Here is a 14,034-nt window from a genome sequence, read left to right on the forward strand (position 1 = left end):
TAGCTTCGAGCGGCTCAGAACTTGAGCCCGGCTTCGCGGGCGGCGTCCGCCAGGGCAGCGATGCGCCCGGCGTACTGGTTGCCACCACGGTCGAATACGACGGCCTCGACACCGGCAGCCTTGGCGCGCTCGGCGACCAGGGCGCCGACCTGCTTGGCCTGCGCGGACTTGTCGCCCTCGCCACCGCGGACCGACGTGTCCAGGGTGGACGCCGACGCCAGGGTGTGACCCTTGATGTCGTCGATCACCTGGGCCACGATGTGGCGGTTGGAGCGGGTAACGACCAGACGGGGACGCTCCGCCGTACCGGAGATCCGCTTGCGGATCCGGATGTGACGGCGCTTGATCGCGGCGCGCTTGTAGGCGTCGCCCTTCAGGATCTTCTGTCCGTATGCCATGGCTTACTTACCCGCCTTTCCGACCTTGCGGCGGATGACTTCGCCCTCGTACTTGACGCCCTTGGCCTTGTACGGGTCAGGCTTGCGCAGCTTGCGGATGTTGGCCGCAACCTCGCCGACCTTCTGCTTGTCGATGCCCTCGACCTGGAAGCGGGTCGGGGTCTCCACCTTGAAGGTGATTCCCTCGGGCGCCTCGACGGTGATCGGGTGACTGTAGCCGAGCGCGAACTCGAGGTTCGAACCCTTGGCCTGCACGCGGTAACCGACACCGCTGATCTCGAGCTTCTTCACGTAACCCTGGGTCACGCCGGTGATCATGTTCGCCACCAGCGTGCGGGACAGGCCGTGCAGGGCCTTGCTCTGACGCTCGTCGTTGGGGCGGGTGACGTTCAGAACGCCGTCCTCACCCTTGGCGATCTCGATCGGCGCCACGACGGTGTGAGTCAACTCGCCCTTGGGGCCCTTGACCGAGACCGTCTGGCCGTCGATGGTGACGTCCACGCCGGCGGGAACCGTGATGGGGAGCTTGCCAATACGCGACATAGCTGTTTCCTCCGTTCCCTTCCGCTACCAGACGTAGGCGAGGACTTCCCCACCCACGCCCTTCTTGCCGGCCTGCTTGTCGGTGAGGAGCCCGTGCGACGTGGAGATGATCGCCACGCCCAGGCCGCCCAGCACCTTCGGCAGGTTGGTGGACTTCGCGTAAACCCGCAGACCGGGCTTGGAGATCCGCTTGATGCCCGCGATGGAGCGCTCACGGTTCGGGCCGAACTTCAGCTCGAGAACGAGGTTCTTGCCAACCTCGGCGTCCTCGACCTTCCAGCCCGTGATGAAGCCCTCCTGCTGGAGGATCTCCGCGATGTGAGACTTGATCTTGGACGCCGGCATCGTCACGGAGTCGTGGTACGCCGAGTTCGCGTTCCGCAGACGCGTAAGCATGTCTGCGATCGGATCAGTCATGGTCATGAATTGGCCTTCGGCCTCTCTCGCCGGGGTTTCCAGGTGCCCATCCCTCTCCTCGATCCGAGACGAGGCGGGTGCGGTGCGGTGGACCTACGGCGTAGTAAGTCGTATGGGCGTCCAGGCGCCCAACCCTCCTAGCCTAAGCCATGGAGGGGTGGGCACCTGACACTGCCCTTTACTTACCGAGAGTTCCTGCAGTCCCGAAGTACGGGACTACCAGGAGCTCTTGGTCACGCCCGGCAGCTCGCCACGGTGAGCCATCTCACGAAGGCACACGCGGCACAGGCCGAACTTGCGGTACACGGAGTGCGGACGGCCGCAGCGCTGGCAGCGCGTGTAGCCGCGTACACCGAACTTGGGCTTACGAGCAGCCTTGGCAATCAGAGCCTTCTTCGCCATCTCGCTCACGCCTCCTTGAAGGGGAAGCCGAGGTGACGAAGGAGCGCGCGGCCCTCAGCGTCGTTGGTCGCCGTGGTCACCACGGTGATGTCCATGCCCCGGGTACGGTCGATCTTGTCCTGGTCGATCTCGTGGAACATGACCTGCTCGGTGAGACCGAAGGTGTAGTTGCCACGGCCGTCGAACTGCTTGGGGGACAGACCACGGAAGTCGCGGATGCGCGGCAGCGCGAGCGACAGGGTGCGGTCCAGGAACTCCCACATGCGGTCGCCACGAAGCGTGACGTGGGCACCGATCGGCTGGCCCTCACGCAGCTTGAACTGCGCGATGGACTTACGGGCCTTGGTGACGGCCGGCTTCTGACCGGTGATCGTGGTGAGGTCGCGAATCGCGCCGTCGATCAGCTTGGAGTCGCGGGCGGCGTCGCCCACACCCATGTTGACCACGATCTTGACGAGGCCGGGGATCTGCATGACGTTCTCGTAGGAGAACTCCTCACGCAGCTTGCCCGCGATCTCCTCGCGGTACTTCGTCTTGAGACGCGGAGTGGTGGTGGTAGCCATCAGATGTCCTCACCCGTCCGCTTGGCAACGCGGATCTTGTTGCCCTCGTCGTCGAAGCGGTAACCGACACGCGTGACGACCTTGTTGCCGTCCTTCTCAACGACCAGCTGGACGTTGGAGACGTGGATCGGCGCCTCGGTCGTGACGATGCCACCGGCCTGCGAACCGCGAGCGGTCGGGCCGGCCTTGGTGTGCTTCTTGACCCGGTTGACACCCTCGACCAGGACACGGTCCTCGCGGGGGAAGGCCGCGATGACCTTGCCCTGCTTGCCCTTGTCCTTACCGGTGATGACCTGGACCAGGTCGCCCTTCTTGATCTTCATGCTTACAGCACCTCCGGCGCGAGCGAGATGATCTTCATAAACTTCTTCTCGCGCAGCTCCCGGCCCACCGGGCCGAAGATACGGGTGCCACGAGGGTCGCCGTCGTTCTTGAGAATGACAGCGGCGTTCTCGTCGAAGCGGATGTACGAGCCGTCCGGACGGCGGCGCTCCTTGACGGTGCGAACGATGACCGCCTTGATGACGTCACCCTTCTTCACGTTGCCACCGGGGATCGCGTCCTTGACGGTGGCGACGATGACGTCACCGATGCCCGCGTAGCGGCGACCGGAGCCACCGAGCACACGGATGCAAAGGATTTCCTTCGCACCAGTGTTGTCGGCGACACGCAGTCGCGACTCCTGCTGGATCACGTCTATCTCCTGTTTGTCTGCCGGTTCCCGGCAGGGGCCTCAGTACGAGGACCCCTGCCGAGCCTGGCGGAACTGACCTGCGGGGTTGGCCGCAGGAATTACTTGGCCTTCTCGAGGATCTCGACGACGCGCCAGCGCTTGGTCGCCGACAGCGGGCGGGTCTCCGCGAGGAGGACCCGGTCGCCGACGCCGGCAGCGTTCTGCTCGTCGTGCGCCTTGAGCTTGTTCGTACGGCGGATGACCTTGCCGTACAGCGCGTGCTTGACGCGGTCCTCGACGGCGACGACGACGGTCTTGTCCATCTTGTCGCTGACGACGAGACCCTCACGGGTCTTGCGGAAGCCGCGGGCCTCTGCAGTCTGCTCAGTCACGTTGCTCTCACTCATCAGGCGCTCTCCACCGTCTCGATGCCCAGCTCGCGCTCACGCATCAGGGTGTAGATCCGCGCGATGTCCTTACGGACGGCCTTGAGCCGACCGTGGTTCTCGAGCTGACCCGTCGCCGCCTGGAAGCGGAGGTTGAACAGCTCTTCCTTGGCTTCGCGGAGCTTGTTCAGCAGCTCCTCGTCACCCAGTTCGCGCAGCTCGGACGCCTTGGTACCGGCCGACATCACGCTTCACCTGCCTCGCGCTTGACGATCCGGCACTTCATCGGCAGCTTGTGAGCGGCGCGAGTCAGGGCCTCACGGGCGATCTTCTCGTTGGGGTAGGACAGTTCGAACATGACCCGGCCCGGGTGCACGTTCGCGATCCACCACTCGGGAGAACCCTTACCGGAACCCATGCGGGTCTCGGCAGGCTTCTTCGTGAGCGGGCGGTCCGGGTAGATGTTGATCCAGACCTTGCCGCCACGCTTGATGTGGCGGGTCATCGCGATACGGGCCGCCTCGATCTGGCGGTTGGTCACGTACGCGGGCGTGAGGGCCTGGATGCCGTACTCGCCGAACGCGACCGTCGTACCGCCCTTGGCCTGACCACGGCGCTTCGGGTGGTGCTGCTTGCGGTGCTTGACCCTACGGGGGATCAGCATGTCGGTCAGGCCTCCGTTCCGGTGCTCTCAGCCGGAGCGGCGGCGGGAGCCTCGGCCTTGGGGGCCTCGGCGCCGGCAGCCTGCTGCGGCTTACGACCGCGCCGCTCGCCACCACGGCCACCACGGGCCGGGCGGTCGTTGCCGCCACCGCGAGCCGGGCGGTTACCCGCACGGGCGGCAGCGTTCTCGGCGCGGACCTCGGCGATGTTCTTGACGTCGCCCTTGTAGATCCAGACCTTCACACCGATGCGGCCGAAGGTCGTCTTGGCCTCGAAGAAGCCGTAGTCCACGTTCGCGCGGAGCGTGTGCAGGGGCACACGGCCCTCGCGGTAGAACTCCGAGCGGGACATCTCGGCGCCACCGAGGCGGCCACCGCACTGGATCTTGATGCCCTTGGCGCCCGCCTTCATCGCCGACTGCATGCTCTTACGCATGGCGCGACGGAAGGAGACACGGGAGGAGAGCTGCTCGGCAACGGCCTGAGCAACCAGCTGAGCGTCCGTCTCGGGGTTCTTGACCTCGAGGATGTTCAGCTGGACCTGCTTGCCCGTGAGCTTCTCGAGGTCACCGCGGATGCGGTCGGCCTCGGCGCCACGGCGGCCGATGACGATGCCGGGACGCGCGGTGTGGATGTCCACACGCACACGGTCACGGGTGCGCTCGATCTCCACCTTCGAGATACCGGCGCGCTCCATGCCGGACGTCATCATCCGACGGATGGCGACGTCTTCCTTGACGTAGTCCTTGTACAGCTTGTCGGCGTACCACCGGGACTTGAAGTCCGTGGTGACACCGAGCCGGAACCCATGCGGGTTAACCTTCTGGCCCATTACCGGGTTCCTTCCTTGCTGCTGACGACCACGGTGATGTGGCTGGTCCGCTTGCGGATCCGGTAGGCACGGCCCTGGGCGCGCGGCCGGAACCGCTTCAGGGTCGGGCCCTCGTCGACGTACGCCTCGGAGATGAAGAGGCTGTCGGCGTCGGTGTGGTCGTAGTTGTGCGCGGCGTTGGCGATGGCGCTGTCCAGCACCTTGCCGACGGGCACTGAGGCTGCCTGCGGAGCGAATCGCAGAACAGCCTGAGCCTCCGTGGCATCCATGCCACGGATAAGGTCCACCACGCGGCGGGCCTTCATGGGCGTAACGCGGATGTACCGCGCCTGGGCCCTGGCTTCCATGGTTGTCCCTCTCAGTTACTTACGTGTCTGAATGCGATCCGCGTTTAGCGGCGCTTCGACTTCCGGTCGTCCTTGACGTGACCCCGGAAGGTGCGCGTCGGCGAGAACTCGCCGAGCTTGTGGCCGACCATCGACTCGGTGACGAACACCGGGATGTGGGTCTTGCCGTTGTGCACCGCGATCGTGTGGCCGAGCATGGCCGGGACGATCATCGAGCGACGGGACCAGGTCTTGATGACGTTCTTAGAGCCCGCTTCGTTCTGGGCGTCCACCTTCTTGATCAGGTGGTCGTCGACGAAGGGCCCCTTCTTGAGACTACGCGGCATCTAAACCCGCTCCTAGCGCTTCTTGTTCGTCTTGCGGCGGCGGACGATGTACTTGTTCGAAGCCTTCTTCGGCGAACGAGTACGACCCTCCTTCTGACCCCACGGGGAGACCGGGTGGCGACCACCGGAGGTCTTGCCCTCACCACCACCGTGCGGGTGGTCGACCGGGTTCATCGCGACACCACGGACGGTCGGGCGAACGCCCAGCCAGCGCTTACGGCCGGCCTTGCCCCAGTTGATGTTGCTCTGCTCGGCGTTGCCGACCTCGCCGACGGTGGCGCGGCAGCGCACGTCGACCAGGCGGATCTCACCGGAAGGCATACGGAGGTGGGCCATCTGGCCCTCCTTCGCGAGCAGCTGCACGGAGGCACCGGCGGAGCGGGCGAACTTGGCGCCGCCACCGGGACGGAGCTCGATCGCGTGGATCGTGGTACCGACCGGGATGTTGCGGAGCGCCAGGTTGTTGCCCGGCTTGATGTCGGCCCCGGGACCGTTCTCGACGCGGTCACCCTGCTGCAGGTTGCGCGGGGCGAGGATGTAGCGCTTCTCGCCGTCCGCGTAGTGCAGCAGCGCGATGCGCGCGGTGCGGTTGGGGTCGTACTCGATGTGCGCGACCTTCGCCGGCACGCCGTCCTTGTCGTGACGACGGAAGTCGATCACTCGGTAGGCGCGCTTGTGTCCGCCACCCTGGTGGCGAACGGTCACACGACCGGAATTGTTACGGCCGCCCTTGCTGTGCAGGGGGCGAACCAGCGACTTCTCCGGCGTGGACCGCGTGACCTCGACGAAGTCGGCGACGCTGGAGCCACGACGGCCCGGCGTAGTCGGCTTGTACTTGCGGATTCCCATTTCTCAGTCCTCGTCCGATATCGGACGATCCAGACCGCCCTTAGGCGGTCGGACCGCCGAAGATGTCGATACGGTCGCCCTCAGCAAGGGTCACGATCGCGCGCTTGGTGCCGGCACGCTGGCCGAAACCGGTGCGGGTCCGCTTGCGCTTGCCCTGGCGGTTGATCGTGTTGACCCCGGTGACCTTGACCGAGAAGACCGCCTGGACGGCCTGCTTGATCTGGGTCTTGTTGGCGTTGGGGTCGACGATGAACGTGTACTTGTTCTCGTCGAGGAGCGCGTAGCTCTTCTCCGACACGACCGGCTTCAGCAGCACGTCACGGGGGTCCGTGTACGACTTGCTGAGCGGCGTCTCGACGGTGTTCTTGCCCTCGGCGGCGTGACGACGCGCCTTGGCGACGCGCGCGGCCTTGGCGGCCTTGGCCGCCTTGGAGGCGATAGAGGGGTGACGGATGGCCATCAGACCTCAGTCCCTTCGGTGTCGTTGGCCTTCGGGCCGGCGACGAAGGACTCGAGAGCGGCCTGGGTGAAGACCACGTCGTCCGAGACGATCACGTCGTACGTGTTCAGCTGGCCCGGCTCCAGGATGTGGACCTGGGGCAGGTTGCGGGCGGACAGCCACGCGGCCTCGTCGGCGCGCTCGACGACCAGGAGCAGGTTCTTGCGCTCCGAGATCTTGCCGAGCAGCGTGCGAGCGGCCTTCGTGGAAGGAGCCTCGCCCTCGATCACGCCGGTGACGACGTGGATGCGGTTGTTGCGGGCCCGGTCGGTGAGGGCGTGACGCAGCGCGGCAGCCTTCATCTTCTTCGGGGTCCGCTGCGAGTAGTCACGCGGCACGGGACCGTGCACGACGCCACCACCGGCGAACTGCGGGGCACGGGTAGAGCCCTGGCGCGCACGGCCGGTGCCCTTCTGACGGTAAGGCTTCTTACCGCCACCACGAACCTCGCCGCGGGTCTTGGTCTTGTGGGTGCCCTGACGGGCAGCCGCGTTCTGCGCGACGACGACCTGGTGGATCAGCGGGATGCTGATCTTCTCCACGCCGAAGATCTCCGCGGGGAGTTCGACGCTTCCGGTCTTCTCGCCGGCAGGCGAAAGGATGTCAACAGTGCTCATCGGTACCTCAGGCCCCCTTGGCCGCGGTGCGGACCAGGACGAGGCCGCCGTTCGGACCGGGAACCGCGCCCTTGATGAGCAGCAGACCCTTCTCCGCGTCAACGGCGTGGACGGTCAGGTTCTGGGTGGTGACGCGCTCGTTGCCCATGCGACCCGCCATGCGGAGGCCCTTGAACACACGGCCCGGGGTGGCGCAGCCACCGATGGAGCCGGGAGAGCGGTGCTTGCGCTGGGTGCCGTGACCGGCGCCGAGGCCCTTGAAGTTGTGACGCTTCATGACACCGGCGAAGCCCTTGCCCTTGCTCTTGCCGGTGACGTCGACCTTCACGCCCGCCTCGAAGACCTCGGCGGAGATCTCCTGGCCGAGGGTGTACTCGGAGGCATCCGCGGTGCGGATCTCGACGAGGTGACGGCGGGGGGTGACGTCGGCCTTGGCGAAGTGACCCTTGAGGGGCTTGTTCACCTTGCGCGGGTCGATCTCGCCGAAGGCGATCTGGACCGACTCGTAGCCGTCGACATCGTTCGTGCGGACCTGGGTGACGACGTTCGGGCCGGCCTTGACGACGGTGACCGGAACAACACGGTTGTTCTCGTCCCACACCTGCGTCATGCCGAGCTTCTCGCCCAGGATGCCCTTGATCTGCTTAGCCATTCTCAGATCACCGACCCTTAGAGCTTGATCTCGATGTCGACACCGGCCGGGAGGTCGAGTCGCATCAGAGAGTCAACGGTCTTGGGCGTCGGGTCGAGGATGTCGATCAGGCGCTTGTGCGTGCGCATCTCGAAGTGCTCGCGCGAGTCCTTGTACTTGTGCGGCGACTTGATGACGCAGTACACGTTCTTCTCAGTGGGCAGCGGCACCGGGCCCGCGACCGACGCACCAGTACGCGTCACCGTCTCGACGATCTTCTTCGCCGAGCTGTCGATGACCTCGTGGTCGTAGGCCTTGAGCCGGATGCGGATCTTCTGTCCCGCCATGGCTACTCAGTAGTCCTTTGTCTCGTTTAACGCTCTGGAACCCGGTGTTCCTGGTTCCCGTCCTCCGACCCCCGAGGTCGGGCGTGTCGCGCTCCCGCTGACACAGATGCCCCTTGTTCGAGCATCCCTTGCCTGGGAACACGGCCCTTGCGAACCGCGGGCCGGGGGCGGAAGGCCCACCGGGTGCCTGGTCTGTGCCGCACCTTGCTTCCCGAAAGATTCCCGTACGTCCGCCCCAGCGCTGCCGTGAGGCAGTTAGGGCGACGAGTACTGTGGGACTCGCTTCCGGTCCTCCCGGCGGGAGGCGCGCAGCATCAACACTCGACCGAGCAACTCGGACAGTCTGCCATATGGGGCAGCACCTTCGCCAATCGAGCCGGAGACAATACCCCGAAGGTGACGAACGTCAAACCATCGGCCGCGCGGCGCATGTGCCCCGGGAGGGCAGATCACCGGGCCCGGTCAGGCCGACGGCGACCTCACCCGGACCGGGGGACCCGGGTGCGCGAGCTCGCGACCACCGACTCTCCGGCGTTCCGCGAAGCTCCCGTCACCCACACGCCCCCAGTCCGTCAGCAGTCCGTCAGCAGTCCGTCAGCGGCCGCAACTCCCCGACGCCCAGCGGCCGTTCACCCCGTACCCTCACCCCCATGCCCCGCACCACCCCACCCCGCCCGCTGGACGTCGCCGCCCGCTTCCCCGAGTTGGCGCCGCTGGCCCGCACAGCCGTACGGCTGCACCCCACGCCCGGCGACCCCACCCCGGCCGACAGTTCCATCGGCGGGCCCCTGAGGTGGCCGGCGGACGAGCCCTGGCCCACCTGTCCGCAGCACGACGGCCCCACACACCTCGGGCACTCCCCCGACGACGTGCGCCTGCGCCGCCGTATCCTCGCCGAGGCCTGGAGCCGCCCCCGGGCCGCGGGCGCCGACTTCCTGAGCCCCCGGGAGCGGGAGCTCTACGACCGGGCCTCGGAGGAGCGTCAGATCCCCCAGGACGGCCCCGTCCCGCTGATCCCGGTCGCCCAGCTCTACGCCCGCGACATCCCCGCGCTGCCCCGGCCGGACGGCACCGACCTCCTCCAGCTGCTGTGGTGCCCCTTCGCCCACGAGGACCACGTGCCCCGCACCGAGCTGCGCTGGCGGACCTCCGCGGAGGTCACCGACCCGGCGGCCGCGGCGCCCGAGCCGTCCGTCGTCGGCAGGGACCGCTTCCTGCCCGAACCGTGCGTCCTGCACCCGGAGCCCGTCACCGAGTACCCGGCCCCGCACGAGCTCCCCGAGGAACTCGCCGACCGGGTCGAGGACTGGGCGGAGAGCCAGGGCGCGGTCTACCAGTACGACCTCGCCGTCGCCCCCGGCTGCAAGGTCGGCGGCCACGCCCCCTGGAGCTCCACCGACCCCTTCCCCATGGCCTGCCCCGAGTGCGGCGCGGCCGTACGCCCGCTGCTCACCGTCGACGGCTACGAGTACGACGGCGGCAGCCGCAGCTGGCGGCCGTACGAGGACTCAGGGCCGGCCACCCCCACCCGCCTCGCCATCGGCCGGGACCACGCCCTCCAGCTCTACGTCTGCACGGTGTCGTACGACCACCCGCACCTGCGGAACGTCCAGTGACCCGGCCGCACCGGCCGCCGGCTCAGGGGCTCCCCGTCTCGGAGACGCCCTCCGCGAGTTGACCGACCACGTCGAGGATCCCCCGACCGAGTGATGTCGGGGCGATCAGCAGCCCGAAGACCAGCGCGAGCGCCACCGTCACGCCCTGGTCGGACCGGCTCCGGGCGTGCACCGTGCGACGCAGTCGCAGGCCGATGACGACGGCCAGCAGCACCGCCACATCGATCGTCAGCATCATCAGGCGAGTCCTCCCCGTGCGCGAACGCGTCCCGGCCATGAGCGACATGTACGGTACGCACCGCGCCTAGTGCCCGACTCGATCCCGCCGCCCCCGGGCCCGCCGCGCGCATGCGAAAGGGCCCGCACGACCGAAGTCGTACGGGCCCCTTCAGGTGCTCGCTGGAGCTACCAGGCTGTCAAGCCAACAAGACTTACTTGTTGATCTTGGTGACCTGGCCGGCGCCCACGGTCCGGCCACCCTCACGGATGGCGAACTTCAGGCCCTCTTCCATGGCGACGGGCTGGATGAGCTCCACCTTCATCTCGGTGTTGTCACCCGGCATGACCATCTCGGTGCCCTCGGGGAGGGTCACGACGCCGGTCACGTCCGTCGTACGGAAGTAGAACTGCGGACGGTAGTTGTTGAAGAACGGCGTGTGGCGGCCGCCCTCGTCCTTGGACAGGATGTAGGCCTGGGCCTCGAACTCGGTGTGCGGCGTGACCGAACCGGGCTTGATGATGACCTGGCCGCGCTCGACGTCCTCGCGCTTGATGCCACGGAGGAGCAGACCGACGTTCTCACCGGCCTGGCCCTCGTCGAGCAGCTTGCGGAACATCTCGATGCCGGTGACCGTGGTGGTGGTCTTCTCGGTCTTGATGCCGATGATGTCGACGGTCTCGTTGACCTTGAGGACACCACGCTCGATACGACCGGTGACGACGGTGCCACGACCGGTGATCGTGAAGACGTCCTCGATCGGCATCAGGAACGGCTTGTCGACGTCGCGCTCGGGCTCCGGGATCGACTCGTCGACGGCCTTCATCAGGTCGAGGACGGTCTGGCCCCACTCCTTGTCGCCCTCAAGGGCCTTCAGAGCGGACACCTTGACGACCGGCAGGTCGTCGCCCGGGAACTCGTACTCGGAGAGGAGCTCACGGACCTCGAGCTCGACGAGCTCCAGGATCTCCTCGTCGTCCACCATGTCGGCCTTGTTCAGGGCGACGACGATGTACGGAACGCCGACCTGGCGGGCCAGGAGCACGTGCTCCTTGGTCTGCGGCATCGGGCCGTCGGTGGCGGCGACCACGAGGATGGCGCCGTCCATCTGCGCCGCACCCGTGATCATGTTCTTGATGTAGTCCGCGTGACCGGGGCAGTCGACGTGGGCGTAGTGACGGGTCTCCGTCTGGTACTCGACGTGCGCGATCGAGATGGTGATACCGCGCTGGCGCTCCTCGGGCGCCTTGTCGATCTGGTCGAACGCCGAGGCCTCGTTCAGGTCCGGGAACGCGTCGTGCAGCACCTTGGTAATGGCGGCCGTGAGGGTCGTCTTACCGTGGTCGATGTGACCGATGGTGCCGATGTTGACGTGCGGCTTAGTCCGCTCGAACTTCGCCTTCGCCACGGGGGTCCTCCTGGGAGTGGTTCTGGTACGCCTGCTTCATCGGCGCCAGGTGATCTTTGCTGTCAAATCCCGGGCCCGGGGTCGTTTCGCCACGATGGTGGCGGAACGACCCGTGAGGCTCCGGGGTCAAGCCTAAGGCGTGTGAACGCGGTGCGTGGAACGCAGGTGCGTTACTCGCCCTTGGCCTTCGCGATGATCTCCTCGGCGACGTTCCGCGGAACCTCGGCGTAGGAGTCGAACTGCATCGAGTAGCTTGCGCGACCCGACGTCTTGCTGCGGAGGTCTCCGACGTAGCCGAACATCTCCGAGAGGGGCACGAGGCCCTTCACGACGCGGGCACCGGCCCGCTCCTCCATGGCCTGGATCTGACCACGGCGGGAGTTGATGTCGCCGATGACCTCACCCATGTAGTCCTCGGGCGTGGTGACCTCGACGGCCATCATCGGCTCGAGCAGCACGGGGCTGGCCTTGCGGGCGGCCTCCTTGAAGGCCTGCGAGCCGGCGATCTTGAACGCGAGCTCGGAGGAGTCGACCTCGTGGTAGGCACCGTCGAGAAGCGTGACGCGGACGCCCGTCATCTCGTACCCGGCGAGGATGCCGAACTGCATGGCCTCCTGCGCACCGGCGTCCACCGAAGGGATGTACTCCTTCGGGATACGGCCACCGGTCACCTTGTTCACGAACTCGTACGAGGCGTCGCCGCCCTCGATCGGCTCGATCGCGATCTGCACCTTGGCGAACTGACCGGTACCACCGGTCTGCTTCTTGTGGGTGTAGTCCACGCGCTCGACGGCCTTGCGGATCGTCTCACGGTAAGCGACCTGCGGCTTACCAACGTTGGCCTCGACCTTGAACTCACGGCGCATACGGTCGACCAGCACCTCAAGGTGCAGCTCGCCCATACCACCGATGATGGTCTGGCCCGTCTCCTCGTCCGAGTGGACCTGGAACGACGGGTCCTCCTCGGCCAGGCGCTGGATCGCGACGCCCAGCTTCTCCTGGTCGCCCTTCGACTTGGGCTCGATGGCGACCTGGATGACCGGCGCCGGGAAGTCCATGGACTCCAGGATCACCGGCTGCTTGTCGTCGCTCAGCGTCTCACCGGTGGTGGTCTGCTTGAGGCCCATGACGGCGACGATGTCGCCGGCGCCCACCGACTCGATCTCCTCACGCTTGTTCGCGTGCATGCGGTAGATCTTGCCGATGCGCTCCTTCTTGCCCTTGACGGAGTTCAGCACGGCGGTGCCGGACTCCAGGCGACCGGAGTAGATCCGGACGAAGGTGAGCTTGCCGAGGTGCGGGTCGCTCATGATCTTGAACGCGAGCGCCGACAGCGGCTCCTCGTCGGACGGCTTGCGCTTGATCACGACCTCGGGGTCCTTCACGTCGTGGCCCTCGATGGCCTCGACGTCAAGCGGGGTCGGGAGGTAGCGCACGACCGCGTCGAGCAGGGGCTGGACGCCCTTGTTCTTGAACGCGGTGCCACAGAACACCGGGGTGACCGTGGTGTCCTTGGACTTGCCGGACGCGATGGTGATGCGACGGATCGCGGCGTACAGCTGCTCCACGGAAGGCTCCTCGCCCTCCAGGTACAGCTCCATGATCTCTTCGTCGTTCTCGGCGACGGCCTCGATGAGCTTGCCGCGGTACTCCTCGGCAGCCTCGGTGTGCGTGGCCGGGATGTCGACGACGTCGTACATCTCGCCCTTGGCGGCCTCGGCGGACCAGACGAGCGCCTTCATGGTGACGAGGTCGACGACACCCTTGAAGTCGGCCTCGGCGCCGATCGGCAGCTGCATGACGAGCGGCTGGGCGCCCAGGCGGTCCGAGATCATGTCCACGCAGCGGTGGAACTCGGCGCCGGTACGGTCCAGCTTGTTGACGAAGCAGATGCGCGGCACGCCGTAACGGTCGGCCTGACGCCACACCGTCTCGGACTGCGGCTCCACACCGGCGACGCCGTCGAACACCGTCACGGCACCGTCGAGTACGCGGAGCGAACGCTCCACCTCGACGGTGAAGTCGACGTGACCCGGCGTGTCGATGATGTTGATGGTGTGGTCGACGCCCTCAAGCGGCCAGTGACAGGTGGTGGCAGCAGAGGTGATCGTGATGCCACGCTCCTGCTCCTGCTCCATCCAGTCCATGGTGGCGGCGCCGTCGTGGACCTCACCGATCTTGTACGAAACGCCGGTGTAGAACAGGATCCGCTCGGTGGTGGTCGTCTTGCCCGCGTCGATGTGGGCCATGATCCCGATGTTGCGGACCCTGGCCAGGTCAAGCGAAGTGGTAGCCATAAGG

22 protein-coding genes are annotated in these 14,034 nt (G+C 66.6%); 1 reads left to right on the forward strand and 21 read right to left on the reverse strand.

Going from position 1 to position 14,034, the window contains the following annotated elements; genetic code table 11:
• Positions 1-14: 14 nt before the first annotated feature.
• The 18 genes from rplR to rpsJ form a co-directional block, all read right to left on the reverse strand.
• A complete protein-coding gene (gene rplR, locus ACZ56U_RS26030) occupies positions 15-398 on the reverse strand; it encodes a 50S ribosomal protein L18 (protein WP_055632352.1) in 384 nt (127 codons plus the stop codon).
• Between the two features lie 3 nt (positions 399-401).
• Positions 402-941, reverse strand: coding sequence for a 50S ribosomal protein L6 (rplF, locus tag ACZ56U_RS26035; protein ID WP_403655566.1), 540 nt, complete (start codon positions 939-941; stop codon positions 402-404).
• Positions 942-965: 24 nt separating this feature from the next.
• Complete coding sequence (gene rpsH, locus ACZ56U_RS26040; protein ID WP_007384075.1) at positions 966-1,364, reverse strand: 30S ribosomal protein S8; 399 nt, start codon at positions 1,362-1,364, stop codon at positions 966-968.
• 210 nt (positions 1,365-1,574) lie between these two features.
• Entirely contained in the window at positions 1,575-1,760 is a 186-nt protein-coding gene (locus tag ACZ56U_RS26045) for a type Z 30S ribosomal protein S14 (RefSeq protein ID WP_003948630.1), read from the reverse strand.
• A 5-nt stretch (positions 1,761-1,765) separates the two neighbouring features.
• Positions 1,766-2,323 carry a 50S ribosomal protein L5 gene (rplE, locus tag ACZ56U_RS26050; RefSeq protein WP_030619154.1) on the reverse strand — a complete coding sequence of 186 codons (558 nt, stop codon included), beginning with the start codon at positions 2,321-2,323 and terminating at the stop codon, positions 1,766-1,768.
• On the reverse strand, positions 2,323-2,646 hold the full coding sequence (rplX, locus tag ACZ56U_RS26055; protein ID WP_003992365.1) for a 50S ribosomal protein L24: 324 nt from the start codon (positions 2,644-2,646) through the stop codon (positions 2,323-2,325). The genes rplE and rplX overlap by 1 nt, the downstream gene beginning before the upstream one ends.
• Positions 2,647-2,648: 2 nt before the next feature.
• Positions 2,649-3,017 (reverse strand): 50S ribosomal protein L14, encoded by a 369-nt coding sequence (gene rplN, locus ACZ56U_RS26060; protein ID WP_003992364.1) that lies wholly within the window; start codon positions 3,015-3,017, stop codon positions 2,649-2,651.
• 98 nt (positions 3,018-3,115) lie between these two features.
• Complete coding sequence (gene rpsQ, locus ACZ56U_RS26065) at positions 3,116-3,403, reverse strand: 30S ribosomal protein S17 (RefSeq protein WP_007384073.1); 288 nt, start codon at positions 3,401-3,403, stop codon at positions 3,116-3,118.
• Positions 3,403-3,627 carry a 50S ribosomal protein L29 gene (gene rpmC, locus ACZ56U_RS26070; RefSeq protein ID WP_005481220.1) on the reverse strand — a complete coding sequence of 75 codons (225 nt, stop codon included), beginning with the start codon at positions 3,625-3,627 and terminating at the stop codon, positions 3,403-3,405. Before rpmC ends, rpsQ begins: the two co-directional genes overlap by 1 nt.
• Positions 3,627-4,046 carry a 50S ribosomal protein L16 gene (gene rplP / locus ACZ56U_RS26075; RefSeq protein ID WP_004927269.1) on the reverse strand — a complete coding sequence of 140 codons (420 nt, stop codon included), beginning with the start codon at positions 4,044-4,046 and terminating at the stop codon, positions 3,627-3,629. The genes rpmC and rplP overlap by 1 nt, the downstream gene beginning before the upstream one ends.
• Positions 4,047-4,051: 5 nt before the next feature.
• A complete protein-coding gene (gene rpsC / locus ACZ56U_RS26080) occupies positions 4,052-4,876 on the reverse strand; it encodes a 30S ribosomal protein S3 (RefSeq protein ID WP_401657116.1) in 825 nt (274 codons plus the stop codon).
• Positions 4,876-5,223, reverse strand: a complete 348-nt coding sequence (rplV, locus tag ACZ56U_RS26085; protein ID WP_003974262.1) for a 50S ribosomal protein L22 — start codon at positions 5,221-5,223, stop codon at positions 4,876-4,878. Before rplV ends, rpsC begins: the two co-directional genes overlap by 1 nt.
• A 44-nt stretch (positions 5,224-5,267) precedes the next feature.
• Complete coding sequence (gene rpsS, locus ACZ56U_RS26090; RefSeq protein WP_007384069.1) at positions 5,268-5,549, reverse strand: 30S ribosomal protein S19; 282 nt, start codon at positions 5,547-5,549, stop codon at positions 5,268-5,270.
• A 12-nt stretch (positions 5,550-5,561) separates the two neighbouring features.
• Entirely contained in the window at positions 5,562-6,398 is an 837-nt protein-coding gene (gene rplB, locus ACZ56U_RS26095) for a 50S ribosomal protein L2 (RefSeq protein ID WP_030046376.1), read from the reverse strand.
• A 40-nt stretch (positions 6,399-6,438) separates the two neighbouring features.
• The gene (rplW, locus tag ACZ56U_RS26100; RefSeq protein ID WP_097267810.1) at positions 6,439-6,858 is read right to left on the reverse strand and encodes a 50S ribosomal protein L23; all 420 of its coding nucleotides are present in this window, start codon (positions 6,856-6,858) and stop codon (positions 6,439-6,441) included.
• Positions 6,858-7,514, reverse strand: coding sequence for a 50S ribosomal protein L4 (gene rplD, locus ACZ56U_RS26105; RefSeq protein ID WP_469086393.1), 657 nt, complete (start codon positions 7,512-7,514; stop codon positions 6,858-6,860). The genes rplW and rplD overlap by 1 nt, the downstream gene beginning before the upstream one ends.
• Positions 7,515-7,521: 7 nt before the next feature.
• On the reverse strand, positions 7,522-8,166 hold the full coding sequence (gene rplC / locus ACZ56U_RS26110) for a 50S ribosomal protein L3 (RefSeq protein WP_005481233.1): 645 nt from the start codon (positions 8,164-8,166) through the stop codon (positions 7,522-7,524).
• A gap of 17 nt (positions 8,167-8,183) precedes the next feature.
• Complete coding sequence (gene rpsJ / locus ACZ56U_RS26115) at positions 8,184-8,492, reverse strand: 30S ribosomal protein S10 (protein WP_003948644.1); 309 nt, start codon at positions 8,490-8,492, stop codon at positions 8,184-8,186.
• 650 nt (positions 8,493-9,142) lie between these two features.
• Between rpsJ and ACZ56U_RS26120 the strand changes: the two genes are divergently transcribed.
• Positions 9,143-10,108, forward strand: coding sequence for a hypothetical protein (locus ACZ56U_RS26120; RefSeq protein ID WP_469086394.1), 966 nt, complete (start codon positions 9,143-9,145; stop codon positions 10,106-10,108).
• A gap of 22 nt (positions 10,109-10,130) precedes the next feature.
• Here ACZ56U_RS26120 and ACZ56U_RS26125 read toward each other — a convergent pair whose 3' ends face one another.
• From ACZ56U_RS26125 to fusA, 3 genes are all read right to left on the reverse strand, one after another.
• Positions 10,131-10,346 (reverse strand): hypothetical protein, encoded by a 216-nt coding sequence (locus tag ACZ56U_RS26125; RefSeq protein WP_469086395.1) that lies wholly within the window; start codon positions 10,344-10,346, stop codon positions 10,131-10,133.
• A gap of 193 nt (positions 10,347-10,539) precedes the next feature.
• Positions 10,540-11,733, reverse strand: coding sequence for an elongation factor Tu (gene tuf / locus ACZ56U_RS26130; protein ID WP_059192910.1), 1,194 nt, complete (start codon positions 11,731-11,733; stop codon positions 10,540-10,542).
• A 170-nt stretch (positions 11,734-11,903) separates the two neighbouring features.
• On the reverse strand, positions 11,904-14,030 hold the full coding sequence (gene fusA / locus ACZ56U_RS26135) for an elongation factor G (protein ID WP_109497757.1): 2,127 nt from the start codon (positions 14,028-14,030) through the stop codon (positions 11,904-11,906).
• Positions 14,031-14,034 lie beyond the last annotated feature (4 nt).

This window comes from Streptomyces sp. NPDC034103 (assembly GCF_055575395.1).

Coding starts and splice junctions, on each gene's coding strand:
- rplC (WP_005481233.1), bottom strand. CDS start 8,166: ATGGCTAAGCAGATCAAGGGCATCCTGGGCGAGAAGCTCGGCATGACG.
- rplF (WP_403655566.1), bottom strand. CDS start 941: ATGTCGCGTATTGGCAAGCTCCCCATCACGGTTCCCGCCGGCGTGGAC.
- rplV (WP_003974262.1), bottom strand. CDS start 5,223: ATGGAAGCCAGGGCCCAGGCGCGGTACATCCGCGTTACGCCCATGAAG.
- rpsQ (WP_007384073.1), bottom strand. CDS start 3,403: ATGAGTGAGAGCAACGTGACTGAGCAGACTGCAGAGGCCCGCGGCTTC.
- ACZ56U_RS26045 (WP_003948630.1), bottom strand. CDS start 1,760: ATGGCGAAGAAGGCTCTGATTGCCAAGGCTGCTCGTAAGCCCAAGTTC.
- rplE (WP_030619154.1), bottom strand. CDS start 2,323: ATGGCTACCACCACCACTCCGCGTCTCAAGACGAAGTACCGCGAGGAG.
- rpsC (WP_401657116.1), bottom strand. CDS start 4,876: ATGGGCCAGAAGGTTAACCCGCATGGGTTCCGGCTCGGTGTCACCACG.
- rpsJ (WP_003948644.1), bottom strand. CDS start 8,492: ATGGCGGGACAGAAGATCCGCATCCGGCTCAAGGCCTACGACCACGAG.
- ACZ56U_RS26125 (WP_469086395.1), bottom strand. CDS start 10,346: ATGATGCTGACGATCGATGTGGCGGTGCTGCTGGCCGTCGTCATCGGC.
- rplX (WP_003992365.1), bottom strand. CDS start 2,646: ATGAAGATCAAGAAGGGCGACCTGGTCCAGGTCATCACCGGTAAGGAC.
- ACZ56U_RS26120 (WP_469086394.1), top strand. CDS start 9,143: ATGCCCCGCACCACCCCACCCCGCCCGCTGGACGTCGCCGCCCGCTTC.
- rplR (WP_055632352.1), bottom strand. CDS start 398: ATGGCATACGGACAGAAGATCCTGAAGGGCGACGCCTACAAGCGCGCC.
- rplB (WP_030046376.1), bottom strand. CDS start 6,398: ATGGGAATCCGCAAGTACAAGCCGACTACGCCGGGCCGTCGTGGCTCC.
- rpmC (WP_005481220.1), bottom strand. CDS start 3,627: ATGTCGGCCGGTACCAAGGCGTCCGAGCTGCGCGAACTGGGTGACGAG.
- fusA (WP_109497757.1), bottom strand. CDS start 14,030: ATGGCTACCACTTCGCTTGACCTGGCCAGGGTCCGCAACATCGGGATC.
- rplW (WP_097267810.1), bottom strand. CDS start 6,858: ATGGCCATCCGTCACCCCTCTATCGCCTCCAAGGCGGCCAAGGCCGCC.
- rplP (WP_004927269.1), bottom strand. CDS start 4,046: ATGCTGATCCCCCGTAGGGTCAAGCACCGCAAGCAGCACCACCCGAAG.
- rplD (WP_469086393.1), bottom strand. CDS start 7,514: ATGAGCACTGTTGACATCCTTTCGCCTGCCGGCGAGAAGACCGGAAGC.
- rpsH (WP_007384075.1), bottom strand. CDS start 1,364: ATGACCATGACTGATCCGATCGCAGACATGCTTACGCGTCTGCGGAAC.
- rpsS (WP_007384069.1), bottom strand. CDS start 5,549: ATGCCGCGTAGTCTCAAGAAGGGGCCCTTCGTCGACGACCACCTGATC.